At 68.6% G+C, this 25,145-nt stretch carries 28 protein-coding genes; 20 read left to right on the top strand and 8 right to left on the bottom strand.

Annotated features, from left to right (window positions below; all coding sequences use genetic code 11):
- From MNI96_RS14365 to MNI96_RS14340, 6 genes are read left to right on the top strand one after another with little or no spacing between them, the layout of a single operon-like run.
- Entirely contained in the window at window positions 1-774 is a 774-nt protein-coding gene (locus MNI96_RS14365) for a thiazole synthase (RefSeq protein WP_249694260.1), read from the top strand.
- A complete protein-coding gene (locus tag MNI96_RS14360) occupies window positions 771-1,373 on the top strand; it encodes a thiamine phosphate synthase (RefSeq protein WP_249694258.1) in 603 nt (200 codons plus the stop codon). Before MNI96_RS14365 ends, MNI96_RS14360 begins: the two co-directional genes overlap by 4 nt.
- Before the next feature lie 32 nt (window positions 1,374-1,405).
- Window positions 1,406-2,341: an ABC transporter substrate-binding protein gene (locus MNI96_RS14355; protein WP_249694256.1), complete on the top strand. Its 936-nt coding sequence runs from the start codon at window positions 1,406-1,408 to the stop codon at window positions 2,339-2,341.
- A complete protein-coding gene (locus tag MNI96_RS14350; RefSeq protein WP_249694254.1) occupies window positions 2,338-3,066 on the top strand; it encodes a TenA family protein in 729 nt (242 codons plus the stop codon). Before MNI96_RS14355 ends, MNI96_RS14350 begins: the two co-directional genes overlap by 4 nt.
- Window positions 3,063-3,821 carry an ABC transporter ATP-binding protein gene (locus tag MNI96_RS14345; protein WP_249694251.1) on the top strand — a complete coding sequence of 253 codons (759 nt, stop codon included), beginning with the start codon at window positions 3,063-3,065 and terminating at the stop codon, window positions 3,819-3,821. Before MNI96_RS14350 ends, MNI96_RS14345 begins: the two co-directional genes overlap by 4 nt.
- A complete protein-coding gene (locus MNI96_RS14340; RefSeq protein WP_249694249.1) occupies window positions 3,818-4,600 on the top strand; it encodes an ABC transporter permease in 783 nt (260 codons plus the stop codon). The genes MNI96_RS14345 and MNI96_RS14340 overlap by 4 nt, the downstream gene beginning before the upstream one ends.
- Here MNI96_RS14340 and MNI96_RS14335 read toward each other — a convergent pair.
- The gene (locus MNI96_RS14335; protein WP_249694247.1) at window positions 4,597-5,253 is read right to left on the bottom strand and encodes a thiamine diphosphokinase; all 657 of its coding nucleotides are present in this window, start codon (window positions 5,251-5,253) and stop codon (window positions 4,597-4,599) included. The two genes, MNI96_RS14340 and MNI96_RS14335, sit on opposite strands and share 4 nt — an antisense overlap.
- A 93-nt stretch (window positions 5,254-5,346) precedes the next feature.
- Between MNI96_RS14335 and MNI96_RS14330 the strand changes: the two genes are divergently transcribed.
- The gene (locus MNI96_RS14330; RefSeq protein WP_249694245.1) at window positions 5,347-6,690 is read left to right on the top strand and encodes an NAD(P)H-dependent oxidoreductase; all 1,344 of its coding nucleotides are present in this window, start codon (window positions 5,347-5,349) and stop codon (window positions 6,688-6,690) included.
- An 11-nt stretch (window positions 6,691-6,701) separates the two neighbouring features.
- Here MNI96_RS14330 and MNI96_RS14325 read toward each other — a convergent pair whose 3' ends face one another.
- Both MNI96_RS14325 and MNI96_RS14320 read right to left on the bottom strand, forming a co-directional pair.
- Complete coding sequence (locus tag MNI96_RS14325; protein WP_249694244.1) at window positions 6,702-8,084, bottom strand: L-serine ammonia-lyase; 1,383 nt, start codon at window positions 8,082-8,084, stop codon at window positions 6,702-6,704.
- A 167-nt stretch (window positions 8,085-8,251) separates the two neighbouring features.
- The gene (locus tag MNI96_RS14320; protein WP_249694242.1) at window positions 8,252-8,959 is read right to left on the bottom strand and encodes a GntR family transcriptional regulator; all 708 of its coding nucleotides are present in this window, start codon (window positions 8,957-8,959) and stop codon (window positions 8,252-8,254) included.
- Window positions 8,960-9,088: 129 nt separating this feature from the next.
- Here MNI96_RS14320 and kynU point away from each other — a divergent pair, with 129 nt between their 5' ends.
- The 8 genes from kynU (at window position 9,089) to MNI96_RS14280 (ending at window position 16,782) form a co-directional block, all read left to right on the top strand.
- Complete coding sequence (gene kynU, locus MNI96_RS14315; RefSeq protein WP_249694240.1) at window positions 9,089-10,351, top strand: kynureninase; 1,263 nt, start codon at window positions 9,089-9,091, stop codon at window positions 10,349-10,351.
- 17 nt (window positions 10,352-10,368) lie between these two features.
- Window positions 10,369-11,226: a tryptophan 2,3-dioxygenase gene (gene kynA / locus MNI96_RS14310; RefSeq protein WP_249694238.1), complete on the top strand. Its 858-nt coding sequence runs from the start codon at window positions 10,369-10,371 to the stop codon at window positions 11,224-11,226.
- Between the two features lie 89 nt (window positions 11,227-11,315).
- Complete coding sequence (gene kynB, locus MNI96_RS14305) at window positions 11,316-11,945, top strand: arylformamidase (protein WP_249694231.1); 630 nt, start codon at window positions 11,316-11,318, stop codon at window positions 11,943-11,945.
- Window positions 11,946-12,044: 99 nt separating this feature from the next.
- The gene (locus MNI96_RS14300) at window positions 12,045-12,815 is read left to right on the top strand and encodes an ABC transporter ATP-binding protein (protein WP_249694495.1); all 771 of its coding nucleotides are present in this window, start codon (window positions 12,045-12,047) and stop codon (window positions 12,813-12,815) included.
- Entirely contained in the window at window positions 12,812-13,519 is a 708-nt protein-coding gene (locus tag MNI96_RS14295) for an ABC transporter ATP-binding protein (protein ID WP_249694229.1), read from the top strand. Before MNI96_RS14300 ends, MNI96_RS14295 begins: the two co-directional genes overlap by 4 nt.
- A 5-nt stretch (window positions 13,520-13,524) precedes the next feature.
- Window positions 13,525-14,397 carry a branched-chain amino acid ABC transporter permease gene (locus MNI96_RS14290; RefSeq protein ID WP_249694228.1) on the top strand — a complete coding sequence of 291 codons (873 nt, stop codon included), beginning with the start codon at window positions 13,525-13,527 and terminating at the stop codon, window positions 14,395-14,397.
- A gap of 14 nt (window positions 14,398-14,411) precedes the next feature.
- Window positions 14,412-15,395 (top strand): branched-chain amino acid ABC transporter permease, encoded by a 984-nt coding sequence (locus MNI96_RS14285; RefSeq protein ID WP_249694225.1) that lies wholly within the window; start codon window positions 14,412-14,414, stop codon window positions 15,393-15,395.
- Between the two features lie 187 nt (window positions 15,396-15,582).
- Window positions 15,583-16,782: an ABC transporter substrate-binding protein gene (locus tag MNI96_RS14280; protein WP_249694224.1), complete on the top strand. Its 1,200-nt coding sequence runs from the start codon at window positions 15,583-15,585 to the stop codon at window positions 16,780-16,782.
- A gap of 136 nt (window positions 16,783-16,918) precedes the next feature.
- Here the strand turns inward: MNI96_RS14280 and MNI96_RS14275 are convergent, their stop codons facing one another.
- Complete coding sequence (locus tag MNI96_RS14275) at window positions 16,919-17,404, bottom strand: Rrf2 family transcriptional regulator (protein WP_158194980.1); 486 nt, start codon at window positions 17,402-17,404, stop codon at window positions 16,919-16,921.
- Between the two features lie 609 nt (window positions 17,405-18,013).
- Between MNI96_RS14275 and MNI96_RS14270 the strand changes: the two genes are divergently transcribed.
- From MNI96_RS14270 to MNI96_RS14250, 5 genes are read left to right on the top strand one after another with little or no spacing between them, the layout of a single operon-like run.
- On the top strand, window positions 18,014-18,613 hold the full coding sequence (locus MNI96_RS14270; RefSeq protein ID WP_249694222.1) for a TetR/AcrR family transcriptional regulator: 600 nt from the start codon (window positions 18,014-18,016) through the stop codon (window positions 18,611-18,613).
- On the top strand, window positions 18,610-19,416 hold the full coding sequence (locus MNI96_RS14265) for an enoyl-CoA hydratase/isomerase family protein (protein WP_249694220.1): 807 nt from the start codon (window positions 18,610-18,612) through the stop codon (window positions 19,414-19,416). The genes MNI96_RS14270 and MNI96_RS14265 overlap by 4 nt, the downstream gene beginning before the upstream one ends.
- On the top strand, window positions 19,413-20,951 hold the full coding sequence (locus MNI96_RS14260) for a class I adenylate-forming enzyme family protein (protein WP_249694218.1): 1,539 nt from the start codon (window positions 19,413-19,415) through the stop codon (window positions 20,949-20,951). Before MNI96_RS14265 ends, MNI96_RS14260 begins: the two co-directional genes overlap by 4 nt.
- Window positions 20,948-21,322, top strand: a complete 375-nt coding sequence (locus MNI96_RS14255) for a MaoC family dehydratase (RefSeq protein WP_249694216.1) — start codon at window positions 20,948-20,950, stop codon at window positions 21,320-21,322. Before MNI96_RS14260 ends, MNI96_RS14255 begins: the two co-directional genes overlap by 4 nt.
- Window positions 21,319-21,687: a hotdog family protein gene (locus MNI96_RS14250; protein ID WP_249694215.1), complete on the top strand. Its 369-nt coding sequence runs from the start codon at window positions 21,319-21,321 to the stop codon at window positions 21,685-21,687. The genes MNI96_RS14255 and MNI96_RS14250 overlap by 4 nt, the downstream gene beginning before the upstream one ends.
- Window positions 21,688-21,767: 80 nt before the next feature.
- On the opposite strand, the gene MNI96_RS14245 is transcribed toward MNI96_RS14250, so the two are convergent.
- From MNI96_RS14245 to MNI96_RS14230, 4 genes are all read right to left on the bottom strand, one after another.
- A complete protein-coding gene (locus tag MNI96_RS14245; protein WP_067220344.1) occupies window positions 21,768-21,980 on the bottom strand; it encodes a cold-shock protein in 213 nt (70 codons plus the stop codon).
- Between the two features lie 257 nt (window positions 21,981-22,237).
- Window positions 22,238-23,062, bottom strand: coding sequence for an alpha/beta fold hydrolase (locus tag MNI96_RS14240; RefSeq protein ID WP_249694212.1), 825 nt, complete (start codon window positions 23,060-23,062; stop codon window positions 22,238-22,240).
- Window positions 23,059-24,117 (bottom strand): branched-chain amino acid ABC transporter permease, encoded by a 1,059-nt coding sequence (locus tag MNI96_RS14235; RefSeq protein ID WP_249694210.1) that lies wholly within the window; start codon window positions 24,115-24,117, stop codon window positions 23,059-23,061. Before MNI96_RS14235 ends, MNI96_RS14240 begins: the two co-directional genes overlap by 4 nt.
- A 7-nt stretch (window positions 24,118-24,124) precedes the next feature.
- Complete coding sequence (locus tag MNI96_RS14230; protein WP_283776507.1) at window positions 24,125-25,108, bottom strand: branched-chain amino acid ABC transporter permease; 984 nt, start codon at window positions 25,106-25,108, stop codon at window positions 24,125-24,127.
- Between the last annotated feature and the right edge of the window lie 37 nt (window positions 25,109-25,145).

Raw genomic sequence — 25,145 nt, 5'->3', positions numbered from 1 at the left:
ATGCCCGTCTTCTACGGAGAAACCGTCGAGAGCCCGCTGCTGCTCGGCACCGCGCTCTATCCCTCCCCGGCGATCATGGCCGAGGCGGTGCGGGCCAGCGGCTGCGACATCGTCACCGTGTCGCTGCGGCGCGAGTCCGGCTCGGCCCGCGCGGGCCAGGACTTCTGGGGCTTCATCCGCGACCTCGGCGTCCGCGTTCTGCCCAATACCGCCGGCTGCCATTCGGTGCGCGAGGCGGTGACCACGGCAAAGATGGCGCGCGAGGTTTTCGGCACGCCCTGGATCAAGCTCGAGGTCATCCACGACGCCGAGACGCTGGCCCCCGACGTGTTCGGCCTGGTCGAAGCGGCACGCATCCTCTCCGGCGAGGGGTTCCAGGTGTTCCCCTATTGCACCGAGGATCTCGGCGTCGCCGAACGTCTGGTCGAGGCGGGCTGCGAGGTCCTGATGCCCTGGGGCGCGCCCATCGGCTCGGCGCGAGGGCTCAACAATGTCTACGGCCTGCGCTCCCTGCGCGCGCATTTCCCGAAGATTCCGCTGGTGGTCGATGCCGGCCTCGGCGTGCCCTCCCATGCGGCGGCCGCCATGGAACTCGGCTACGACGCGGTGCTGCTTAACACGGCGGTCGCCAAGGCCGGCGATCCGGTCGCCATGGCTCGCGCCTTCGCCAAGGCCGTGGAGGCCGGCCGCCTTGCCTTCACGGCCGGGGCGATGGAGCCGCGCGACATGGCTGCCCCCTCCACGCCAGTTCTCGGAAAGGCTTTTCTGGAATGACCGCCCTCGACCGCTTCTATCCCATTGTCGACAGCGCCGCCTGGATCGACCGCATCGTGCCGCTCGGCGTGCGTCTCGTGCAGCTGCGGATCAAGGACCGCAGCCCGGCGGAACTGCGGGCGCAGATCCGCGCCGCGGAGGCGACCTGCCTTGCGCAGGGCTGCCTGCTGGTGGTCAACGACTACTGGCAGCTCGCCATCGACGAGGGCTGCCGCTTCGTCCATCTCGGCCAGGAAGACCTTGCCGATGCCGATGTCGGCGCGATCCGCCGCGCAGGCCTCGGCCTTGGCCTCTCCAGCCACGACGGGGAGGAGCTCGAGACCGCGCTCGCCGTCTCGCCGGACTATATCGCGCTCGGGCCGGTCTATCCGACCATCCTGAAGCAGATGAAATGGGCGCCGCAGGGGCTGGAAAAGCTCGGCGACTGGAAGCGCCGGATCGGAGACATCCCGCTGGTCGCCATCGGCGGCATGAGCGTCGAGCGCGCCGCCGGCGCCTTTGCCGCCGGGGCCGACATCGTCTCCGCCGTCACCGACATCACCCTAAACCCGGATCCCGAGGACCGGGTCCGGCAATGGCTCGCGGCAACGCGCGCCTGATCTTGCACACCTTCAGCCGAGGTTCGTCACCAATGCGTATCCTGACTTTCGTTCTCGCCCTCCTTGTCGCCCTGCCGGCCGTTGCCGCCGACAAGATGACGCTGCTGCTCGACTGGTACGTGAACCCCGATCACGGCCCGATCATCATCGCCAAGGAGAAGGGCTTCTTCGCCGACGAAGGCCTCGACGTCGAGATCGTCGCCCCGGCCGACCCGTCCGCCCCGCCGAAGCTGGTTGCCGCCGGCAAGGCGGAGCTCGCGGTCTCCTATCAGCCGCAGATCCATCTGCAGGTCGCCGAGGGCCTGCCCCTGAAGCGCGTCGGCACGCTGATCGCCTCGCCGCTCAACTGCCTGATGGTCAAGGACGACGGCCCGGTGAAGACCATCGCCGACCTCAAGGGCCGCAAGGTCGGCTACTCCGTCGCCGGCGTGGAGGAGGCGCAGATGCGTGCCGTGCTGTCCCGTCACGGGTTGACGATGGACGACATCGAGATGGTCAACGTCAACTGGTCGCTCGCCCCGTCCGTCATGTCCGGGCAGGTCGACGCGGTCATCGGCGCCTATCGCAATGTCGAGCTGCACCAGATGGAGATCGAGGGCGTCAAGGGCCGCTGCTTCTTCATCGAGGAGGAGGGCATGCCCTCCTATGACGAGCTGATCTATGTCGCCAATCCGGAGCTGATGGACAAGGCGAAGATCGCCCGCTTCCTGGCCGCGACCGAGCGCGCCACCCAGTATATCGTCAACCATCCGCAGGAGAGCTTCGAGATCTATGCCGGCACCGCGCCGGAGCTGAACGACGAGCTCAACAAGCGTTCCTGGGCCGACACGATCCGCCGGTTCGCCCTGCGTCCGGCTGCGCTCGACCACGGCCGCTACGTCCGCTTCGAGGAGTTCCTGAAGGAGCACGGCCTGATCGAGACGATCCGCCCGGTGTCCGACATCGCCATCGATGTGAGCGTCCAATGAGCGGCGCGGAGCGGATCGTGGAGGCGGCCTACGGCTCGCCGGTCTACGGCGCCTGGCGTCAGGAGGCGGCCGGCGACTGGCAGGCCTACACGCACCATGCCTTCGTCGAGCAGCTCGGCGCCGGCACGCTGCCGCGGGAGATCTTCCTGCATTACCTGACGCAGGACTATATCTTCCTGTTCCACTTCGCCCGCGCCTGGGCGCTGGCGGTGGTGAAGTCCGAGACGATCGCCGAGGCGCGCTTTGCCTCCTCCATCGTCGACGGGCTGATGAACACCGAGATGAGCCTGCATGTCGACATCTGCGGCAAGGCCGGCATTTCGGAGGCGGCCCTGCTGGCTGCCGCCGAGGAGCGGGAGAACCTCGCCTATACCCGCTTCGTGCTGGATGCCGGCATGTCGGGCGACTTCCTCGACCTCGTCGCCGCGCTGGCGCCCTGCGTCATGGGCTATGGCGAGATCGGCGCAAGGCTCGCCCGCGAGGGCGCGGCCGACACGCCGTACCGCCAGTGGATCGACACCTATGCCGGCGACGACTACCAGGGCCTTTGCGCGAGCGTCGGCGAGCTGATCGAGACGTCCGTTCGCGGCCGCCTCGGCGATGCGCCGGCCGCCCTGCCGCGCTGGGCCAGCCTGTCGAAGCGCTTCCGCACCGCCACGCGGCTGGAAATCGGCTTCTGGGAGATGGGATTGCGCGGCCCGACCATCGCTCCGGACCTGACGTGAGCAAGGCACCCGCGCCCGCCCCGGCTTCGGTTTCGGCTCCGGCCCTCCGGCTGACCGGCGACTTTCATCATGCCGGGCGGCCGCTGTTTACAGGCCTCGACTTGGCCATTGCTGACCGTGGCTGGACCTGCCTGCTCGGACCCTCCGGCGTCGGCAAGTCGACGGTGCTGCGCTTGCTTGCGGGGCTCGACACCGGCGGCACGTTCGACGGCGATATTTCGGCGAGCGACGGGGCGCCGGTCGCAACCCGCATCGCCTTCATGGCCCAGTCGGACCTGCTGGCGCCCTGGCTCGACGTCGTCGGCAACGTGACGCTCGGCGCGCGGCTGCGCGGCGAGGCGCCCGACCTTGTCCGCGCCCGCGCCCTGATCGAGCGCGTCGGCCTTGCCGGTCATGTCGACAAGCGCCCGGCGAGCCTGTCCGGCGGCATGCGCCAGCGGGTGGCGCTCGCCCGCGTGCTGATGGAAGACCGCCCCATCGTCCTGCTCGACGAGCCTTTCGCCGCGCTCGACGCCCGCACGCGGGCGGAGATGCAGGAACTGGCCTTCGAGGTGCTGGAGGGACGCACCGTGCTGCTCGTCACCCACGATCCGGCGGAGGCCGTCCGTCTCGGCCATCACCTCTTCATCCTGTCGGAGGACGGGCTGACGCGGGTCGATGTGCCCGCCTCGCCGCCGATCCGCGCGGTCGACGCACCGGAGACGATGGAGATGCAGGCGCGTCTGTTCCATGCGCTGCGCGGGAGGCCGGCATGACGAGCTCGACCCGCCTGACGCCGCTGCAGCGGCTGCGCGATGCGCTGGTCGCGGTCGTGGCGGCCCTGTCGTTGTGGCAGGCCATCGTCTGGCTCAGCGGCGTTCCGCCCTTCATCCTGCCGGGGCCCTGGCGGGTGGCGGTGACGCTTGCCGACAATATCGGCCTGATCGCCGACCATGCGCTCATCACCATTGCCGAGGTGCTGATCGGTCTCGTCTTCGGTGCCCTGCTGGGTGCTGCCACCGCGCTGCATCTGATGGTCTCGCCGGCCGCGCGCCGCATCGCCCTGCCGATCATGGTGTTCAGCCAGGCCGTGCCGGTCTTCGCGCTGGCGCCGCTGCTGACCCTGTGGCTCGGCTACGGCATGGCTTCGAAGATCGCCATGGCGCTGCTGATCATCTACTTTCCGGTGGTCTCCACCTTCTACGACGGGTTGCGCCGCACCGATCCCGGCCTGCTCGATCTTGCCCGCACGATGGGCGCGACGCCCACGCGCACCCTGCTGCATATCCGCCTGCCGGCGGGCCTGCCGGCCTTCGGCTCGGGGCTGAGGCTCGCCGCCGTCTATGCGCCCATCGGCGCGGTGATCGGCGAGTGGGTGGGCGCCTCCAACGGCCTCGGCTACCTGATGCTGCTGGCCAACGGACGCGCCAAGACCGATCTGATGTTCGCCAGCCTGTTCGTGCTGGCCGCCTTCGCGGTGGCGCTTTACGGGCTTGTCTCGGTGGCAACGCGGCGGATGACGTCCTGGTCGCGCGAAAGCCTCGATACGCTTTAAACACCGTCCGGATGCGGCCGGGCGAGCAGCACCGCATTTCCGCGCCCGAGCCCGACCCGCAACCCCTCGCTGCCCGCCACGCGGTTGGAGAGGGTGAGGGACGAGCCCATCGGCACGTCGCGTTTCGTGAGCGGCCACTCGACCCCGCGCAGGGTCAGGCCGGCAAGGTCCGACAGCGCCAGCACGGAAAACAGCGAGCCGGCGGGCAGGTCGATCTCCTGCTCGCCCGGCAGCAGCGGCCAGCCTTCCTCGTCGCCGCTGGTCATCAGCACGGGAATGCCGCGCGCCCGGAGCGCTGCCCCCTGCAGCAGGTTGCCCATCGCATGGTCCGAGCGCGCGCCGCCGAACACGCCGGCGAGGACGAGACCGCTGGCGCCGCGGGCGATGGCTTCAGCTGCCGCCAGTTCGCCGTCGGTCATGTCCTTGGCGACCGGATGGCTCTGGCGCGGCACGTCGCGCCACGCGGCCGCCATGTCGCTGCCGCTTGAGTCGAAGTCGCCGACCCACAGCTCCGGGCGAACGCCCAGCGGTCCCGCATGGCGGATGCCGCCGTCGGCGGCGATGGTGCGCGCGCCGGCGATCTGCCGCAGAAGTCGCGGCGTCGGATCGAGATCCCCGCCGAGCAGGATCAGGAACGGCATCGTTCCGATCATCGGTCAAGCCTCCTGTCCGATATGACTTATTGCGAAATCAGCCTTGTATTATCGGTTTTTTCCCGTCCATGCTCGCGCAAAAGGGAGGACTTCATGAATCTGTCCAACATGCTTGCCCATCGTGCGGAGACGGGCCGCCCGGTGCGCGTTGCGCTGATCGGCGCGGGAAAGTTCGGCTCCATGTACCTGACCCAGGCGCGCCTGACGGTCGGCGTCCATGTCACGGCCATCGTCGATCTGGATCCTGCGCGCGCGTGCCGCACGCTGGCGACCTGCGGCTGGCCGGACGAGCAGTCGCGGGCGATGTCGCTGGACGATGCCTGTGCCGGCGGCGCGACCTTTGTTACCGACGATCTTGCCGCCGTGCTCGCCGACGGGCGCATCGAGGTGGTGATCGAGGCGACGGGCGATCCGTCGGTCGGCATCCGCCATGCGCTGGCGGTGATCGAGGCCGGCAAGCATGTGGTGATGGTCAATGTCGAGGCCGACGTGCTGGCCGGACCGCTGCTCGCCCGCCGGGCAGAGCAGGCCGGCGTCGTCTATTCGCTGGCCTGGGGCGATCAGCCGGCGCTGATCTGCGAGCATGTCGATTGGGCGCGCGCCTGCGGCTTCAAGGTCGTGTGCGCGGGCAAGGGCACGCGCTACCTCCCGACCTACCACCAGCTGACGCCGGAGACGGTCTGGGACGTCCTGGTCCAGTATCTCGGCATCACAGACCGCAGCCTGATCAATCCGAAGATGTTCAACTCGTTTCTCGACGGCACCAAGTCGGGCATCGAGATGACGGCGGTGTGCAACGCCACCGGCCTGCTGCCCCAGCCGGACGGGCTGTCCTTCCCGCCGGCGAGCCGCTTCGAGCTGTCCACTGTGCTGCGGCCGAAGGAGGCCGGCGGCACCCTGCCGTTCACCGGCACCACCGAGGTCGTCTCCTCGCTGACGCGCGACGGCGCCGACGTGCCGCATCACCTCGCCATGGGCACCTTCGTGGTGATCGAGGGCGAGACGGATTACGCCCGCCAGTGCTTCCGCGAATATCACATGTTGGAGGACGAGACCGGCCGCTATGCCGCGCTCTATCGCCCGACCCACATGATCGGCATGGAGCTCGGCCTATCGGTCGCCTCCGCCGTGCTGCGCAAGGAGCCGACCGGCATGCCGCGCGGCTTCGTCGCCGATGTGGTGGCGACCGCCAAGCGCAACCTCAAGGCCGGCGAGATGCTGGACGGCGAGGGCGGCGCCACCGTATGGGGTAAGCAGCAGCCGGCATCGGTGTCGCTGGAGCGCGGCCTGCTGCCGCTCGGCCTTGCCGCCCATGTGAAGCTGGTGCGCGACATCGCTGAAGGCGAGATGCTGCGCTGGGACGATGTCGCCATCGACACGACCCAGACGGCGGTGCGCATCCGCCGCGAGATGGAAGCCGCGTTCACCGCCGGCTGACGCGTCGGCCCTCAGCAGGCCACGACATTGACCGCAAGTCCGCCTTTCGAGGTTTCCTTGTACTTGTCGGTCATGTCGAGGCCGGTCTGCCGCATCGTCTCGATGCAGCTGTCCAGCGGCACGAAATGCGCGCCGTCGCCCCTCAGCGACAGGGAGGCGGCGGTCACCGCCTTCACCGCGCCGAAGGCGTTGCGCTCGATGCAGGGCACCTGCACCAGCCCGCCGATGGGATCGCAGGTCATGCCGAGATGGTGCTCCAGCGCGATCTCGGCCGCGTTCTCCACCTGCTCGTTGGTGCCGCCGAGCGCGGCGCACAGGCCCGCCGCCGCCATCGCCGAGGCCGACCCGACCTCGCCCTGGCAGCCGACCTCCGCGCCGGAGATCGAGGCGTTCGCCTTGATGATGCCGCCGATCGCGGCCGCGACCAGCAGGAACGAGCGGATGCCTTCCTGGGTGCAGTCCGGGCAGTGGTCGAGATAGTAGCGCAGCACCGCCGGCACGACGCCGGCCGCCCCGTTCGTCGGCGCGGTGACCAGCGTGCCGCCGGCCGCGTTTTCCTCGTTCACCGCCATCGCATAGACGCCGAGCCAGTCCATCACCGTGTGCTGGAAGGGGCGGTTCTGTCCGGCTTCGCCCACCAGCTTGGCGTGGATCTGGTGGGCCCGCCGCTTGACGTTGAGACCGCCGGGCAGGGTGCCGCTGCGCGACAGCCCGCGCTCCAGGCAGGCGTTCATCACGCTCCAGATCCGGTCGAGCCCGGCGTCGAGATCGCTGTCGGGGCTGCGCGCGATCTCGTTCCGCCGTTTCATCTCGGCGATGGACAACCCGCTGTCGCGGCCCATCGCCAGCATTTCCGCCGCGCTCTTGAAGGGGAAGGGGACGCCGGTTTCCACCGTGCCGGCCATCGGCTCGTTCTGCGCGGCAAGCTCCGCCTCGCTGACGACGAAGCCGCCGCCGACCGAATAGAGCGTTTCCTCCGCCAGCACGGTACCGTCCGCATCGAAGGCGCGGAAGATCATGCCGTTGGCGTGGCCCGGCAGCGGCGGGCCGTAGTCGAAGACGAGATCGGTTGCCGGATCGAAATCCATATGGCCGACGCCTTCGACGGCAAGGCGCTTGTCGCGCGTGAGGCTCGCGATCTCCTCCTCCACGCAGTCGGGATCGATGGTTGCCGGATCGTGGCCGAGCAGGCCGAGGCAGATCGCCCGATCGCTGGCGTGGCCCTTGCCGGTGAAGGCGAGCGAGCCGTGCAGCGACATGGCAAGGCGCGCCGGCCTCAAGCCCCTTTCGCGCAGCAGATCCAGGAAGCGTGCCGCCGCCACCATCGGCCCCATCGTATGCGAGGACGATGGACCGATCCCGATCTTGAAGATGTCGAAGACGCTGATGAACACGTGATCCTCCCGAAACCGCCGGCGTATCGCCGGTGCGCTCGGGTTTCTCCCGCACCCGTCGCGCGGCCGCGATCATGCGTCGGGACGCGGCCCGTGTCACCCGTTGCCGGGTCCGGTGACGCAAAGGGGAAAATCCCTGTCGCTTTCGAAAGACCGGAAGAACGGCGTCAAGCGTCCTCGGGCCACAGGAAGGCGTAGACGGCGAGCGAAAAGCCGATGTGCTCGACGAGCAGCGCCGCCGCGCGGGCGCTGTCGCGGGCGAGCGCCGCGTCCATCAGGTCCGTGTGGTGGGCAAGGCCGAGCGTGCGCTCGACCAGGGCGCGAAAACCGGCCATCGCCTCCTGCGACAGGCCCTGGCGCGCCTGCGGGTCGAACAGCATGTGCCGGTGGTGGCGCTGCAACTGCTCCGTGATCTGTTGCTGGAAACGGGAGAGGCTTTCGGAGCGTCCGGCCGACAGCAACGCGGCGTGGAACGCATCGTGCCGCTCCTCCCACAGCGACATGCCGGCATCGTCGATGCCGGGTTCGGGGGCGGGCGTCAGCGACAGGCGGTGATGGGCGGCGACGATTCGGGCTTCCCAGTCCGCATCTCCCGCCTCGATGGAGCGCACCAGCAGCGTCTCCTCCACGGTGCGGCGGGCGAGTTGCAGGTCGCGGATCGCGGCGGCGGAGACCGGTGCGACCCGGTAGCCGCGATTGCGCTCGGAGACCACCAGACCTTCCGCCTCCAGCCGCGACAGCGCTTCGCGCAGCGGCGTCCAGCCGAGGCCGTAGCGCGCCTTCAGGCCGGCGACGACCAGCGGCGCGCCCGGCGCGATGCGGCTGCGCAGCAGGTCGGCCTTCAGCCGCTCATAGGCTTCCTCGGTCTTGGCCATGGGCTCCCCGGGCTCTGTCGCCGCTTCCGCTTGGAAACGGTATTTTGATATAATCAGATTGATTATATATAATTCTTGGCACTTGTCGTCCACACTGTTAGGATCGCCGCGTCACGACAGGAGATGGACATGCTGACAGGCCATGGCGCGGCCGGCGGAGCCTCGAAGGAGGCGCCCGACATTGCCGCACTCGACCGCAATGACCCGCTCAAGGACAAGCGCGCGCTCTTCTCGATCCCCGAGGGCGTGCTCTATCTCGACGGCAATTCGCTCGGCGTGCTGCCCAAAGCCGTGCCCGACCGTCTGGCCGAGGCGGTCACCAGGGAATGGGGCGAAAGCCTCATCCGCGCCTGGAACGAGCATGGCTGGATCGACCTGCCGCAGCGCGTCGGCGACCGTATCGCGCGGATCGTCGGCGCCGCGCCCGGCCAGGTGACGGCCTGCGACAGCACCTCGGTCAACGTCTTCAAGGTGCTGGCCGCCGCGCTGGCGCTGCGCCCCGAGCGCAAGGTGATCCTTTCCGACAGCGGCAATTTCCCGACCGATCTCTACATGGCACAGGGCCTGCGCGACCTGCTCGGCCAGGGGCACGAATTGAAGATCGTCGCGCCGGAGGAGGTCGAGGCGGCCATCGGCGAGGAAGTCGCCGTCGTCATGCTGACCGAGGTCGACTACCGCACCGGCCGCCTGCACGACATGGCGGCGATCACCGCGATGGCTCATGCCGCCGGCGCGCTGACCATCTGGGATCTTGCCCACTCGGCCGGCGCCCTGCCGGTGGAGCTGGATGCCGCCGGAGCGGATTTCGCCGTCGGCTGCGGCTACAAGTATCTGAACGGCGGCCCCGGCGCCCCGGCCTTTCTCTATGTCGCGCAGCGCCATCTCGACCGTGTCGCGCCGCCGCTGACCGGCTGGATGGGCCACGCCGCGCCCTTCGCCTTCGATCTCGACTACCGCGCCGATACCGGCATCGGCCGCATGCGGGTCGGCACGCCGCCGATCCTGTCGCTGGTCGCGCTGGAGGCGGCGCTCGCCGCCTTCGACGGCGTCGACATGGCCGCGCTGCGTGCAAAGTCCATCTCCCTGTCGGAGCTGTTCCGCGCTGAGGTCGAGCGACGCTGCCCGGAACTGGAACTCGCCAGCCCGCGCGATCCGCAGGCGCGCGGCAGCCAGGTCTCGTTCCGCTTCGAGCACGGCTATGCCCTGATGCAGGCGCTGATCGCCCGCGGCGTCATCGGCGACTTCCGCGCGCCCGATGTCGTCCGCTTCGGCTTCACCCCGCTCTACCTCTCCCATGCCGACGTGATGGCCGCTTGCGGCATCCTCCAGGAGATCATGGAGACGCGCGCCTGGGATCGGCCTGAGTTCCACAAGCGGGCCAAGGTCACATGAGCGGGACGGGGGGAGAGATGGAAACGCGCAGCCCTTATGCGAGCGGACCTTTCGATCCGGCCGAGGACGGCGCCGAGATGGAATTCGACGGTCGCATGTCCTATGGCGACTATCTCAACCTCAGCCGCATCCTGACGGCGCAAAACCCGCTGTCCGAAGCCCATGACGAGATGCTGTTCATCATCCAGCATCAGACCTCGGAACTGTGGATGAAGCTCGCCATCCACGAGCTTGCGGCGGCCAAGGGGCGCATCGCCGCCGACGACCTGCAGCCGGCCTTCAAGATGCTGACCCGCGTGTCGCGGATCTTCGAGCAGCTGACCGGCGCCTGGCAGGTCCTGCGCACCATGACGCCCTCGGAATACACCCTGTTCCGCGGCGATCTCGGCCAGTCCTCGGGCTTCCAGTCGCACCAGTACCGGGCCATCGAGTTCCTCGCCGGCAACAAGAACGCGGCGATGATGCGCCCGCATGCCCATGTGCCGCGGGTGCACGACTGGCTCGACCGGATCCGTTGCGACACCAGCATCTACGACGAGGCGATCCGCCTGCTCGCCCGCTCGGGCCTGCCCATCGACGAGGCGCATCTGGCCCGCGACATCTCGCAGCCCTACGAGCGCAACGACAGCGTCGCGCGCGCCTGGCTCGAGGTCTATCGCGACCCGCACCGCCATTGGCCGCTCTACGACCTGGCCGAGAAGCTGGTCGACTTCGAGGATTATTTCCGCCGCTGGCGCTTCAACCATGTCACCACGGTGGAGCGCATCATCGGCTTCAAGCGCGGCACCGGCGGCACCTCCGGCGTCATGTATCTGCGCCGCATGCTGGAAGTGGTGCTGTTTCCCGAATTGTGGGAGATCCGCGCCGACATGTGAGCGCGGCGCGCTATATGCCCTTGGGAACGGACAGTCCTGGGAGGGGCTGACGGGAAGGGCACGGGGACGGGGTTCATGGGGAGGGCTTCATGCCGACGGGACTGATCGACATCACGCCGCCGCTGCGCCCTGGCGCGGCGGTGTTTCCGGGCGATGCGCCCTACCGGGTGGAGAGAACCTTCGCCATCGGCCCCGGCTGCCCGGTCAACGTCACCTCCGTCTCGCTCTCCACCCATTGCGGCGCCCATGCCGATGCGCCCTTGCATTACGATGCGGACGGCGCTCCCATCGATGCCCTGCCGCTGGAGGACTTCATCGGCCCCGCCCGGGTGATCGATGCGCGAGGGGACGGCCCGCTCTGCCTGCCGCAGGAGATCGCGGACCATCTGGACGGCGCGCCGCCGCGCGTGCTGCTGCGCCTTGCCGAGGCGCTCGATCCGCAGGTCTGGCCGGAGGGCTTTCGCGCGCTCAGCCCCGAGACGGTGGAGCTGCTCGCCTCCCGCGGCGTGCGCCTCGTCGGCGTCGACGTCCCTTCCGTCGATCCCGACACGTCGAAGGAGCTGCCTGCCCATATGGCATTTCGGCGTCACGACATGCGGATTCTGGAGAATCTCGCCCTCGCCCACGTCGAAACCGGGGATTATGAGTTGATCGCCCCGCCATTGAAGCTAGAAGGGCTCGACGCGGCGCCGGTGCGCGCCCTGTTGCGGCGCCTTTAGGACGCGCGAAAAATGCCACCGGCAGGCAGAGCGGCCGGCAAGGCCGCCACATCGGACCGGGAAGGTCCTGGCGAGGGGACGATGAGCGGACAGGACATGATGCTTGAGGTCGAGGACCTCGTGATGACCTATGGCGGCTTCCGCGCCGTCGACGGGTGCAGTTTCTCCGTGCGCGAGGGAACGATCACCGGCTTGATCGGACCCAACGGCGCCGGCAAGACGACGACGTTCAACATGGTGGCCGGCGCCATTCCGCCGACATCCGGGCGCATCCGCTATCTGGGGCAGGACGTCACCGATCTTTCCACCGACAAGCGGTTCCATCTCGGTCTTGTGCGCACCTTCCAGATCCCGCACGAATTCCACCGGCTGACGGCGCTGGAGAACCTGATGATGGTGCCGCCGCGCCAGTCGGGCGAGGGGCTGCTCGCCAACTGGCTGTCGCCGGGCCGGGTGCGCGCCGACGAGGAGCGTGTGCGTGCCAGAGCGGTCGAGACGCTCGCCTTCCTGGAACTGACCCACGTGGCGGACGAGCGCGCCGGCAACCTGTCGGGCGGCCAGAAGAAGCTGCTGGAGCTCGGCCGCACCATGATGACGGACGCGAAGCTGGTGCTGCTCGACGAGCCGGCCGCCGGCGTCAACCGCACGCTCCTGCGCAAGCTGGAGGAGAAGATCGCCATCCTCAACCGCGAGCGCGGCTACACCTTCGTCCTCATCGAGCACGACATGGAGATGATCGAGAAGCTCTGCGATCCGGTCGTCTGCATGGCCGAGGGGCGCGTGCTGATCGAGGGCGATTTCGCGACCGTGCGCTCCGATCCGCGGGTGCTGGAAGCCTATCTCGGCGAGACGGTGGGAGACGCCGCATGAGCGACATTCTCGACATGCGCGATGTCGTCGGCGGCTACGGCGAGGCCGACATCCTGCTGGGCGTGACCCTGCGCGCCGCCCCTTCCGAAATCGTCGTCATCGTCGGCCCGAACGGGGCCGGCAAGTCGACGGCGATGAAGGCGATCTTCGGCCTGCTGCATGTGCGCGGCGGCACGATCCGCGTCGACGGGGCCGACATCACCGGCCTTGAGCCCAACCGCATCGTCGAGGCCGGCGTGTGCTACGTGCCGCAGGTCAACAACGTCTTCCGCGAGATGACGGTGCACGAGAACCTGGAGATGGGCGCCTTCCTGCGCTCCGGCGACCTGTCGGCCGCCTACGACCGGGTCTATGCCCTGTTCCCAGACCTGAAGGAGCGGCGCAAGGCGCTTGCCGGCAACCTGTCCGGCGGCCAGCGTCAGATGGTCGCCATGGGCCGGGCGCTCATGCTGGAGCCCAAGCTGCTGCTGCTCGACGAGCCGACGGCGGGGCTTTCGCCGAAATACATGGAGCAGATCTTCCGGATCTGCCGCGACGTGCGCGACACCGGCGTCACCATTTTGCTGGTCGAGCAGCATGCCAAGCAGGCGCTGGCCTTCGCCGACCGCGGCTATGTGCTCGCCTCCGGCGTCAACCGTCACGAGGGAACGGGTGCCGAACTCCTCGCCGACGAGGATGTCGCCGCCATGTTCCTGGGAGGCTGACCGACATGGACGCGATGGAACTGATCAACTTCTACCTGGTGCCGGGCATCGTCGTCGGCTCGATCTATGCGCTCGGCGCGGTCGGCATCACGCTCGTCTTCGCGATCCTGCGCTATGCGCATCTCGCCCATGGCGACCTTGCCACCTTCGGCGCCTTCCTGGCGCTGGGCGTGGTCACGCTGGGCGGCGTCTCGCCCTATGTGGCGCTGCCGGTGGCGATGGCGGTGACGGCGGCGGTCGCCGTCGGCATCGACAGGACCTTCTACGCCTATCTGCGCGAGCGGCCGAAGATCGTCACGGTGATGGCCTCGCTCGGCGTCGCCCTGATGGTGCGCGCGGTGGTGCAGATCGTGTGGGGCGTCGATTCCCAGACCTACACCCGCGGCATCGTGCGCCCCGAGAACTGGTTCGGCATCCGCATCCGCGACCGCGAGATCGTCACCGTGCTGGCGATGATCGCCCTCGTCGTCGCCCTGCAGCTGTTCCTCAAGTACAGCAAGTGGGGCAAGGCCATGCGCGCGATGTCCGACAACCCGGACCTTGCGCTCCTGTCGGGCGTCGACAACCGCAAGGTCGTGCTGCTCACCTGGACGATCGTCGGAGGCCTGTGCGCGGCGGCTGGCGTCTTCCTCGGCCTCAATTACGAGCTGAAGGCGCTGATGGGCTGGACCATGCTGCTGCCGATGTTCGCCGCCGCCATTCTCGGCGGCGTCGGCCGGGTCGAGGGCGCGGTGCTCGGCGGGTTGATCGTCGGCATCGCCGAGGAGATGTCGGCCCTGTTCCTGCCGACCGAGTACAAGGCGGCCACCGCCTTCGCCATCCTGCTGTTGATGCTCCTTGTGCGGCCGACCGGCCTGCTCAAGGGCAAGGTCCTGTAAGGAGGTCGCGCGCGATGGAATGGCTCGGCTTCGTCAATTACGCCGTCTTCATGGCGATCTTCATCGGCATCTATGCGCTGCTGGCGCTGGGGCTGAACATCCAGTGGGGCTATACCGGCCTCTTCAACGCGGGCATTGCCGGCTTCTTCGCCGTCGGCGCCTACACCTCGGCGATCCTCACCTCGCCCTTCGCGGAAGGGCGCGTCGGCGGCTTCGACCTGCCGGTGCCGGTCGGCTGGCTCGGGGCGATGGTGGCGGCCGGGCTGATCGCCTGGCCGATCGGCAAGATCTGCCTGCGCCTGCGCTCCGATTATCTGGCCATCGCCACCATCGGCGTTGCCGAGATCATCCGCCTCGTCGTCAAGTCGGAAAGCTGGCTGACCAACGCCGCGCGCGGCATCACCGACATCCCGCGCCCCTTCGGAGATCTCGCCTACACCATGTCGCAGCTGGCCTATCTGGCCATCGTCGCCGGCGTGCTGCTGGTCGCCTATCTCCTGGTCGAGCGGCAGTTCGCCTCGCCCTGGGGCCGGATGATGCGCGCCATCCGCGACAACGAGGACGCGGCCCGCGCCATGGGCAAGGACGTGCCCTACCGGCGGCTCGAGGCCTTCATCTTCGGATCGGCGCTGATGGGGCTCGGCGGCGCGCTCTTCGCCCATTTCAACCGCACGATCACGCCGGAGGCGATCGACCCGATGGTCGCGACCTTCCTCGTCTGGATCATGCTGATCCTCGGCGGATCGGGCAACAATCGCGGCGCCATCCTCGGCGTCGCCGTGGTCTGGATCATCTGGTCCATGTCGGAGATCGTCACCGACCGCCTGCCGCACGAATATGCCGTGAAGGCCAAGTACCTGCGCGTCTTCCTGATCGGCCTGATGCTGCAGGTGGTGCTGCGCTTCCGGCCCGAGGGGCTTTTGCCCGAGCCGCAGAAGCGCGGGCCCCGGCCGGACCCCGCGGCAAGCGGTGCACGCCCGCCGGCGTCACCCGATTGAGGCTTGTGAGGGCGGCGCGTTTCGGTTGAAACTGCCGCCACCAGGGCAGCCGGGCATCCGGCTGCCGCAAGCGCGGAAGGCGCCGTTCCGGGACGGGCAGGATGGCCCGAGGGGAGCGCCTCCGCGAGACAGCAAACGGCCGGCAGGATTTCGCACCGGCCGGATAACCACAAGGTGGAGGTTTATCATGAGGACGTTCCGTATCGCCGCGGCTGCGGCTCTCCTGGGTGCGACGGCGCTGGCGGCGCCCGCCCATGCGGACGTGAAGATCGGTCTGCTCGGCGGCGTTTCCGGTCCGATCGCGGCAATGGCGCCGGCGATGATCGACAGCGCCAATCTCGCCATCAGCCAGGTCAACGACGCCGGCGGCATTCTCGACGGCCAGAAGCTGGTCGGCGTAGTCGGCGACAGCGCCTGCAACCCGCAGAACGCCACCGACGCGGCCACCAAGGCGGTCAACATCGAGGGTGTCGTCGCCGTCGTCGGCCCGCATTGCTCGGGCGCCGTGCTGGCGGCCGCCAATTCGGTGACCATCCCCGCAGGCATCGTCATCGTCACTCCGTCGGGAACCTCGCCGGAGATCACTTCGCTCAAGGACAACGACACCGTGTTCCGCACCGTGCCGTCCGACGATTTCCAGGGCCGGGCGCTTGCCCGCACGCTGCTGGAACGCGGCACCAAGAAGGTGGCGGTCGCCTATCTCAACAACGACTACGGCAAGGGCCTGGCCGAGTCGTTCCGCGCCGAGTTCGAGGCGCAGGGCGGCGAGATCGCCGGCTATGCCGCCCACGAGGGCGAGAAGGCCTCCTACCGCTCCAACCTCGCGGACCTCGCGTCCGGTGGCGCCGACACGCTGGTCATCCTCGACTACGGCGACGGCTCGGGCCTGACGATGCTGCGCCAGGCGCTGGAGAACGGCTTCTTCGAGAACTTCGTCGGCGCCGACGGGATGAAGTCCGACGCCCCGATCAAGGAGCTCGGTGCGGAAAACCTGGAGACCTTCCTCGCCTCCGCTCCGGTCGGCGAGCAGTCCACCTCGCTGGATGCCTTCAGCAAGGCCTTCTCCGATATCGGCGGCGACCCGAGCGCGATCTTCGTGACCACGTCCTACGACGCGGCCTTCATGCTGGCGCTCGCCATCGAGAAGGCGGGCGGCGACAAGGCCAAGGTGGCCGCTTCCTTGCGCGAGATCTCCAACGGCGAGGGCGAGCCGATCCTGCCGGGCGAGTGGGCCAAGGCCAAGGAGCTGATCGCGGCCGGCACGGCCATCGACTACAAGGGCGCGGCCGGCGAGCACAATTTCGACGAAGCCGGCGACGTTCCGGGCGCCTATGCCCTGTTCAGGGTCTCGGGCAACGGCTTCGAGGTCGTCTCCGAGATGAAGTGAGCCTTCGTCCGGCCGGGGGCGCTCGCGTCCCGGCCGGATCCTCCCCTTGGCGGGGAGCGGAAACGCGAAACGGCGGCCCTGCGAGGGGCCGCCGTTTTCGTGTCGCGGTCGGGAACCTGAACTCTGCCTGTACGCCTCAGGCGCCGGCGCCCTGCAGGCTCGCCATCTTGCCCGAAGTGGGGATCTCGCCATCCATCTTCAGAAGGAAGCGGATCTCGGTGCGGTCCTCGGCCAGCTCGGCGATGGTGTGGGAATCGAGCACCATCATGAAGGCCTCGAGCGCCTCGTGCAGCAACCCGTTGAAGCCGCAGGAGGTGATCAGCGGGCAGTCCTTGCGGCCGGATTCGAAACACTCGGCGAGCAGGAAGCTTTCTTCCGCTGCACGCACCACCTCGCCGACGGAAATCTCCGCCGCCGGGCGCGCGAGCAGGATGCCGCCGTTGCGGCCGCGCAAGGTGCGCACGAATCCGCCGTCGACAAGAACCTTGAGGATCTTGAAGAGATGCGTCTCCGACATCTCGAAGCTGGCCGCGATATCCGCGACACGGCTCGGGGATCCGGGGTTTGCCGCACAGTAGATGAGGGTGCGGACGGCGTAGTTGGTCTGCTGGGTCAGGCGCATGTGCATAGATATGCGGTGCCGGGGCGGGAACGTCAACGGCTTTGATGGAAAAACATGACGGAGAAAGTCAGCTTTTTCCGCGCCTTTGTGCCGCTACGTCGGATCGGGGTGGAGCGGGGCCGGATCGGGATTGTCCGCCTCGTCGGGGGGCTAGGCCGGGAGGTGATGTCGTGCCTCCCCCCGGCGGCAGGCGAAGCCGGAGAGCCGGCACTCTCGGCAGGTGTTGCCTCGCTCGAGCCTTTCCGCGTCCTTCGGGCAAGCGCAAGCGCGACCCGGGATCGGGGAGGCACGTCGGTCGCGGCGGCGTTCGGGACCGTGCCTCATCCGCCCTCGGCTCTCCGATCCCGCATCTCCCTTGCTTTGCACTTGAAACTCGTCGGCAGAACATGAATAGTGATTCATAATTCATATTGTTTGGGGGAGGATGTCGTGGGCGGAGCGGAAACGGGCAGAGGCGCGGGGCAGGCCGCAACCCGCGGCACGGCTGCGCGCGGGCGCAAGGCTCCTGCAAAGACGGGGGCCGGCAAGCCGCGCGCACCCAAGAATGACGCAGCGGGAACCGGTCCGGCAAGTGCTGTCGCACCGGCCGGCGAGGATGCCGCCTCCGGCATGCCGAAAACCGCGCGCGGCGCGGCGACCCGGCGGGCGATCCTCGAGGCAGCCGAACGGGTCATCGGCCGCCAGGGCTTCAACGAGGCCTCCATCGGCTCCATCACCCGCGAGGCCGGAGTCGCGCAAGGAACCTTCTACATCTACTTCGCCAGCAAGGACGAGGTCTTCTCCGAACTCGTCGCCGAAATGGGCCGCATGCTGCGCCATGCGATCAGCGAGGCGACCTCCGGCTATACCGACCGCCTGCAGGCCGAGCGCGAGGGCCTGCGCGCCTTCCTTGCCTTCGTCTCCGCACATCCCGAGCTCTATCGCATCGTCCAGGAGGCGCAGTTCGTCGACCGCGACGCCTATCTCGCCTACTTTCGCACCTTCGCCGAAGGCTATCGCGAGGGGCTGGAGCGGGCGGCGAGCGCGGGCACCATCCGCCCCGGCGATGCCGAGATCCGCGCCTGGACGCTGATGGGCATCGCCCGCTCGCTCGGCGAGTTCCAGGTGGTGTTCGGCGGCGAGGTTCCGGTCGACACCATGGTCGAGGTCGCCCACGATCTCATCGAGAACGGCCTCAAGGTCGGCGGCAGCAAAGGGGGCGGCGAATGAGCGCCGCCGCCGACGGTGCCGTGCATCTCGACTGGCGGGAGGGTGCCGCATGGCTGACGCTCGACCGACCGGGGCGCGGCAACGCGCTGGCGCCGGAGCTTCTTGCCGCCTTGCGCGCACGGATCGACGAGGCGCGGCAGGCAGGGGCGGCTGCGCTGGTGCTGACCGGCCGCGGCCGGGCCTTTTCCGCCGGCGGCGATGTCGCCCGCTTTGCCGCGCTCTCCAGGGACAGCAGCGATTTGCTGCACTTCGCGCGCGAGATCGTCGGCGCGCTCAATGCGGCGGTTCTCGACCTGCTCGCCTTCCCGATGCCGGTGATCGCCGCGCTCAACGGTCCGGTCACCGGCGGCTCTGCCGGCCTGATGCTCGCCGCCGACATGGTGGTGATGAGCGAGGACGCATTCCTCCAGCCCTATTATGCGCAGATGGGCTTTGCGCCGGACGGCGGCTGGACGGCGCTGCTGCCGGAACGCATCGGCACCGCGCGGGCGCTGGAGGTGCAATATCTCAACCAGCGTCTGACCGCCGCCGACTGCCTGCGCCTCGGGTTGGCGAGCGAGACCTGCCTGCCGTCCGAGCTGGAGGCCCGCGTCTGCGCGCGGCTCGCCACCCTCGCCGGGATGGACCCCGGCACCCTTGCCGTGACCCGCGCCAATATCTGGAACGAGGATCGTCTCGCCGCCGTCGCCAGGGATCTCGAGCGCGAGCTTCACGGCTTTCTCGCCTTGATCGCCCGGCCGCAGACGCGGGAGCGGATGCAGGCCTTTCTCGCCCCGCTCGCGGCCGGGGAGGCGCGGCGATGATGTCCTGGGTCACCGATATGGCGGCCAGGCGCGCCGAGCTGACGCCGGATCGCATCGCCTTCACCGACCACGAGACCGGCGCGCAACTCACCTTCGCCGAGGTCGAGGCGAAGGCCAACCGCACCGCGCGGGCGCTGCTGGCGCGGGGCGTTGCCGCCGGCGAGCGTGTCGCCGTCCTTAGCCACAATCACGCGGATTTCTTCGTCCTGCTTTTCGCCGCCCAGAAGACCGGCATCGTCCTGCTGCCGCTCAACTGGCGCCAGCCGCCGGCCGAACTCGCCCCGGTCGTCGCCGCCTCCGGCGCGCGGCTGCTGCTGCATGACGGCGCAACGGCCGCGACCGCGCAGGCGCTTGCCGGTGACCTCGCGCTGGATCTTGTCGGCTTCGCCGATGCGCCCGTTGCGGGCGAGGCGCCCCATCTTGATCAGCTTGCCGCGGATCTCTCCCCGGCCTCGCTCAGTGACACGCGGGTCGAGGCCGGCCGGCCGTGGTATCTGCTCGCCACATCCGGCACCACCGGCACCCCGAAACTGGTGATCCAGACGGCGGAAATGGCCTGGGCCAACGCGGTCAACTACACCCAGGCGACCGGCCTTTCCGGCACCGACCGTACGGTCAATTTCCTGCCGCTGTTCCACACGGCCGGCATCAACCTGATGACCCTGCCGCTGTTCCTCGCCGGCGGCGAGAGCATTGTCTTGCGCAAGTTCGATGCCCCGGCGGTGCTGAAACTGATCGGCGCCGGCCGGCTCACCGCCTTCTTCGGCGTGCCGGCGATCTACCAGGCAATCGCGCTGGAGCCGGGCTTTTCGGAAACGGACTTTTCCGCCCTGCGCTCGCTCGGCTGCGGCGGCGCGCCGATGCCCGCGCCCCTGCTTGAGACCTATCTGTCGTGCGGCGTCACCGTGTGCAACGGCATGGGCATGACCGAGACCGGGCCGACCGTGTTCCTGTCCGATCCGGAGAATGCGCCGCGCAAGATCGGCTCCGTCGGCAAGGCGCAGATCCTCGCCGAGGTGCGTCTCGTCTCGGTGACGGGCGAGGTGGTGGAGGGCGAAGGCGAGGGCGAATTGCAGATCCGCGGCCCCGGCGTCACGCCCGGCTATTTCGGCAACCCGCAGGCGAGTGAAGTCGCCTTCGCGCCGGGCGGCTGGCTCTTGTCGGGCGATGTCGCCCGCCGCGATGCCGAGGGCTACTACTACATCGTCGACCGCATCAAGGACATGTACATCTCCGGCGGCGAGAACGTCTATCCGGCCGAGGTCGAGCGGGTGCTGGTCGCCCATGAGGACGTGCTCGATGCGGTGGTGATCGGCGTGCCGGACGAAAAATGGGGCGAGGTCGGCGCCGCCTGGCTGATCGCCCGCCCCGGCGCGCTGATCGACGTCGCCGCGCTGACCCGTTGGTGCCGCGAGCAGCTCGCCGGCTACAAGGTGCCGCGCAGCTTCCGCGTCGTCGACGAGTTGCCGCGCACCGCCGCCGGCAAGGTCCAGAAACACATCCTGAGAACACGACATGGGGAGAGCGGCCGGTGACGACGGCAACGGACGAGTTTTCGGCACGCTGGGTGCCGACACAGGCGGATTTCGACGCCTTCGCGGAACTGTCGGGCGACGACAATCCGATCCATGTCGATGCGGAGTTCTCGGCGCGCACCCGCTTCGGGCGCACCGTCTCGCACGGCATGCTGCTCTATTCGCGGCTCTGGGCCCTGCTGCGCCAGCGCTATCCGGAGCACCGCCATGAGATGCAGGCCCTGATGTTCCCCAATCCCGCCTATCCGGAGGAGGAGCTGGAGCTCGCCTTCTCGCCGGCCGATACCGGCGAGGTCGCGATCACCGTTTCGCGGGTCGCCGACGGGGCGCCCGTGCTCGTCGGGCAGTGCAGGCTGGAGGCGGGACGATGAAGCTGACCGTGGGACAGAGCGCCGAGGTGAGCCGCCGCTTTCCGGCATCGGATGCGGCCGTCTTCGCCGGCCTTGCCGGGCTGGATGCGCTTCCCGAGACGGTGCCGCAACCGCTGATCGGCGGGCTGTTCTCCTATCTGCTCGGCGTCCGGCTGCCGGGCTTCGGCACCAACTACCTGAAGCAGGAAATGTCCTTCCTGTCCGAGGCGCGCTTCGGCGAGATGCTGAGCGCGCGGGTGACGATCACGCGCCTGCGCCCGGAAAAGCATCTCGTGGACCTCGAGACCGTGTGTCTGGGCGAGGACGGGCGGCGCATCTGCGAGGGCCGGGCGCTGGTCTATGTCGAGGATGCCGTCGCCGCCTGAGGGTCCCCGCAACGAAAAACGCCGCCGGCGGGGCCGGCGGCGTCAGAACCTGGGGTTCCTTGCGGAACGGCCCGATCTGCTCAGGCGAGCTCGAGCTGGGCGGCCTGCAGGCCACGACCGCGACGGTCTTCCTCGGTCACGAAGGTCAGCGTGGTGCCCTCGGCCGGAACGGCGAGGCCCGAACGCTCGAAAGCCGTGATGTGAACGAACACGTCCTTGCCGCCCTCGGCCGGGGTCACGAAGCCGAAGCCGCGATCATGGTTGAAGAACTTCAGGGTGCCGGTCTGGCGCATGGGAAAACTCCTGTCCCGTGTCGATAGTTAAGCGCAAGTAAGCGCGCTTGCTTGCGCGAGCGTGGCATTCAGAAACGGGAAAGGCAGTTCTGTTCGACAGAACCGGTCGTTTGGACCAGGAAGCGCCGCATACCGAAACTTTCTTAACCGGGTTCGAATTTTCAAGCCCGCTGAGGTCGGTCCGAAAACCGACCGGGCGAAGTGTATGCGAAAACCCTGAGACCGGCAAGCACCGCCGCAGCGTCCGCTGCGCTTCCTCACGCAGGTTCGGCGCCTTGCAGGGTTCCGTGCCGCCGCAGCAGCCCGGCCAGCATGTCGTTGAAGCTGCTGGATTCCTCCAGATGCGGCGAGTGGCCCGAGCGGGCGAAGGTCTCTATGCGGGCGCGCGCCAGATGCGCCGCCTGCCACTCGGCGGCAGCGAGGCCGTAGAGCTGGCTGCGCGCGCCTCGCGCCAGAACCACGGGGAGCTGGATGCGCGGCGTCAGAGGGCGGAAATCCTGGATCGTCAGCGAGCGCCACATGGCGGCGAGCAGCCGCGGGTTCGCCCCGCGCATCTCCCGTTCGGCGAAGTCGACGAGCTGCCGGGGCGCATCCAGGGCGAAGCTCCGCCGGGCGGTTGCCGGCGCCAGCAGCGGCCACTGGCCCTCGATGGCCTTGAGGAACACCGCGTTGCGCGGCCCGTCGAGACCGTTCAGCGTGCCCAGCGTCCAGTCCGGCCCGTTGATCACCCGCGGCGCCATGTCCTCCACCACCAGCGCGCCGAGCCGGCCGCTGCCGTGGCGCTCGATCATCGACCAGGCGACGAGCGCGCCCATCGACCAGCCGACCAGCACGGCTTGCGCGATATCCTCTTCCTGCATCATTGCCGCCAGCGCGTCCGCGCCCGCCTCGATGCTCGGGGTCACACGGTCGCCGGTCTTGCCGTGGCCCGGCAGGTCGGGGGCGATCACCTCGGTGAGCTCGGCCAGCTCCTCCAGCTGCGGGGCGAAGAAGCCGCCATGGCAGGACCAGCCGTGCAGCAGGATCAGGATGGGCACGCCCGGTCGCCGCCGGCCGGCCCGGTGCAGATGCAGCCTCCTCATCCACGGTTCCTCAGCCGGCCGACGATGCCGTCCGGGAAGAAATAGACCGACAGGATGAACAGCGTGCCGAGCCACAGCAGCCAGCGTTCGGGCGCCACCAGGTCGGGCAGCAGCGGCAGGCCGCGCGTTGCCGCCTCGGCGCTCGCCATCAGGCTCTGCAGATAGGTCTGGGCGAGGATGAACAGGCTCGCCCCGATCACCGCCCCGTACATGGTGCCCATGCCGCCGATCACCACCATCAACAGGATGTCGATCATGATCTCCATGGACAGGGTCGTCGCCGGTCCCGTGTAGCGGATCCAGATCGCGAGCAGCGCGCCGGCAAGGCTTGCCATGGCGGCGGAGAGCACCGTCGCCGTGGTGCGGTAGAGCACCACCCGGTAGCCGATCGCCTCGGCACGGAAGGCATTGTCGCGCACCGCCTTCAGCGTGGTGCCGAAGGGCGAGTTGACGATGCGCAGCATCACGAGGAACAGCACCAGCGCGCAGAGGAAGACGAGGTAATAGGCGAGCAGCCGCCCGTCGATCCGCACGTCGAAGAGGCGCAGGTCGGTCAGGCGGAAGGCCGGCGTCAGCTCGCGCGGGATCCGGTAGGTCAGCCCGTCCTCGCCGCCGGTGATCGAGGAGAGCTGCGAGACCAGCACGGCGAAGGCGCTGGCCACCGCCAGCGTCACCATGGCGAAGAAGATCGCCTTCACCCGCAATGAGAACAGGCCGATGGCGAGCGCCAGCGCGCAGGACAGCGCCGTTCCGGCCAGCACGCCGACGAGGATCGCCACGAACGAGGCGCCGAGACTGCCGAGCGCCAGCGCCACGCCATAGGCGCCGATGCCGAAGAACATCGTATGGGCGAAGGAGACGATGCCGGTATAGCCGAGCAGCAGGTCGTAGCTCGCCACCAGCACGATGAAGATGCAGATGCGCGCGGCCGTATCGAGCGGCTTGGTGCCGGGAAACAGGAACGGCGCGAAGGCGAGGCAAAGGCCGATTGCGATCAGCAGCAGCGCGAGCGTGCGGCTTTGCGGGCGGTCGCCGGAAAGGAGGGTGTCGATCATCTTGCGCCTACTTCGCCTTGACCACGGGATAGAGGCCCTGCGGCCGCCACATCAGGATGGCGACCATCAGCGCGATGGTGGAGACCAGCGCCGCCTTGGGCGCCAGGAACGCCATGTAGTTGGCGAGCAGCCCGACCAGCAGCGCGCCGATGAAGCAGCCCTCGATGGAGCCGAGCCCGCCGATGATCACCACGACGAAGACCAGCACCATGATCTCCGAGCCCATATGCGCGGTGATCGTCTCCTGATAGAGGCCCCACATGATGCCGCCGAGGCCGGCCAGCGCCGATCCAGCCATGAACACCAGCAGGAACAGCCGGTTGATCCGGTAGCCGAGCGCCTCGACCATCTCGCCGTTCTCCACCCCGGCGCGCACCAGCAGGCCGAGCTTGGTCGCCCGCAGCACGTGGCGCATGGCGAGGAACAGCACCAGCCCGATGGCCACCGCCAGCATGCGGTATTTCTCGATGGCCGCCTCGCCGACGATGAACGAGCCCTGCAGCGAGGGCGGGCGGGCGACATGGATCGCATCCGGCCCCCAGACCACATGGATCAGCTGCTGGGCGACGATCAGCCCGCCCATGGTGACGAGGATCTGCTTCAGGTGATGGCCGTAGACCGGCTTGACGATCACCCGCTCGAAGGCGAGTCCGAGCGCGCCGGTCACCGCCATGGAGGCGAGGATCGCCAGGAAAACGGCGGCAAGGTTCAGCACCACGGCCGGATTCTGCGTCCAGCCGGACAGCCAGGCCAGCACCGTGAAGCCGACGAAGGCGCCGACCGAGACGAAGGCGCCATGGCCGAAATTGATCACGTCCATCAGGCCGAAGACGACGGTGAGGCCCGAGGCCATGATGAAGATCATCAGCCCCATGGCGAGCCCGGCGACCGTCAGCGTCAGCCACACGGACGGATCGCCGACGGCGACAAGCCCGACAAGGGCCAGCACCGGCGCCAGCAGCAGCGGCGCCGCCTTGCCGAGCCGCTCCATCGCCGTCGGCCCCACCAGGCGGGGGCGGATCGCGGTT

This window comes from Stappia sp. WLB 29, from assembly GCF_023507705.1.
Taxonomy (GTDB): domain Bacteria; phylum Pseudomonadota; class Alphaproteobacteria; order Rhizobiales; family Stappiaceae; genus Stappia.
This window is presented reverse-complemented; position numbering and strand designations above follow the sequence as displayed.

Coding starts and splice junctions, on each gene's coding strand:
- MNI96_RS14250 (WP_249694215.1), top strand. CDS start 21,319: ATGAAGCTGACCGTGGGACAGAGCGCCGAGGTGAGCCGCCGCTTTCCG.
- MNI96_RS14280 (WP_249694224.1), top strand. CDS start 15,583: ATGAGGACGTTCCGTATCGCCGCGGCTGCGGCTCTCCTGGGTGCGACG.
- MNI96_RS14330 (WP_249694245.1), top strand. CDS start 5,347: ATGAATCTGTCCAACATGCTTGCCCATCGTGCGGAGACGGGCCGCCCG.
- MNI96_RS14360 (WP_249694258.1), top strand. CDS start 771: ATGACCGCCCTCGACCGCTTCTATCCCATTGTCGACAGCGCCGCCTGG.
- MNI96_RS14295 (WP_249694229.1), top strand. CDS start 12,812: ATGAGCGACATTCTCGACATGCGCGATGTCGTCGGCGGCTACGGCGAG.
- MNI96_RS14245 (WP_067220344.1), bottom strand. CDS start 21,980: ATGCGCCAGACCGGCACCCTGAAGTTCTTCAACCATGATCGCGGCTTC.
- MNI96_RS14340 (WP_249694249.1), top strand. CDS start 3,818: ATGACGAGCTCGACCCGCCTGACGCCGCTGCAGCGGCTGCGCGATGCG.
- kynU (WP_249694240.1), top strand. CDS start 9,089: ATGCTGACAGGCCATGGCGCGGCCGGCGGAGCCTCGAAGGAGGCGCCC.
- MNI96_RS14240 (WP_249694212.1), bottom strand. CDS start 23,062: ATGAGGAGGCTGCATCTGCACCGGGCCGGCCGGCGGCGACCGGGCGTG.
- MNI96_RS14230 (WP_283776507.1), bottom strand. CDS start 25,108: ATGGAGCGGCTCGGCAAGGCGGCGCCGCTGCTGCTGGCGCCGGTGCTG.
- MNI96_RS14275 (WP_158194980.1), bottom strand. CDS start 17,404: ATGCGCCTGACCCAGCAGACCAACTACGCCGTCCGCACCCTCATCTAC.
- kynB (WP_249694231.1), top strand. CDS start 11,316: ATGCCGACGGGACTGATCGACATCACGCCGCCGCTGCGCCCTGGCGCG.
- MNI96_RS14300 (WP_249694495.1), top strand. CDS start 12,045: ATGCTTGAGGTCGAGGACCTCGTGATGACCTATGGCGGCTTCCGCGCC.
- MNI96_RS14260 (WP_249694218.1), top strand. CDS start 19,413: ATGATGTCCTGGGTCACCGATATGGCGGCCAGGCGCGCCGAGCTGACG.
- MNI96_RS14365 (WP_249694260.1), top strand. CDS start 1: ATGCCCGTCTTCTACGGAGAAACCGTCGAGAGCCCGCTGCTGCTCGGC.
- MNI96_RS14235 (WP_249694210.1), bottom strand. CDS start 24,117: ATGATCGACACCCTCCTTTCCGGCGACCGCCCGCAAAGCCGCACGCTC.
- MNI96_RS14270 (WP_249694222.1), top strand. CDS start 18,014: ATGCCGAAAACCGCGCGCGGCGCGGCGACCCGGCGGGCGATCCTCGAG.
- MNI96_RS14320 (WP_249694242.1), bottom strand. CDS start 8,959: ATGGCCAAGACCGAGGAAGCCTATGAGCGGCTGAAGGCCGACCTGCTG.
- MNI96_RS14290 (WP_249694228.1), top strand. CDS start 13,525: ATGGACGCGATGGAACTGATCAACTTCTACCTGGTGCCGGGCATCGTC.
- kynA (WP_249694238.1), top strand. CDS start 10,369: ATGGAAACGCGCAGCCCTTATGCGAGCGGACCTTTCGATCCGGCCGAG.
- MNI96_RS14355 (WP_249694256.1), top strand. CDS start 1,406: ATGCGTATCCTGACTTTCGTTCTCGCCCTCCTTGTCGCCCTGCCGGCC.
- MNI96_RS14265 (WP_249694220.1), top strand. CDS start 18,610: ATGAGCGCCGCCGCCGACGGTGCCGTGCATCTCGACTGGCGGGAGGGT.
- MNI96_RS14335 (WP_249694247.1), bottom strand. CDS start 5,253: ATGATCGGAACGATGCCGTTCCTGATCCTGCTCGGCGGGGATCTCGAT.
- MNI96_RS14285 (WP_249694225.1), top strand. CDS start 14,412: ATGGAATGGCTCGGCTTCGTCAATTACGCCGTCTTCATGGCGATCTTC.
- MNI96_RS14350 (WP_249694254.1), top strand. CDS start 2,338: ATGAGCGGCGCGGAGCGGATCGTGGAGGCGGCCTACGGCTCGCCGGTC.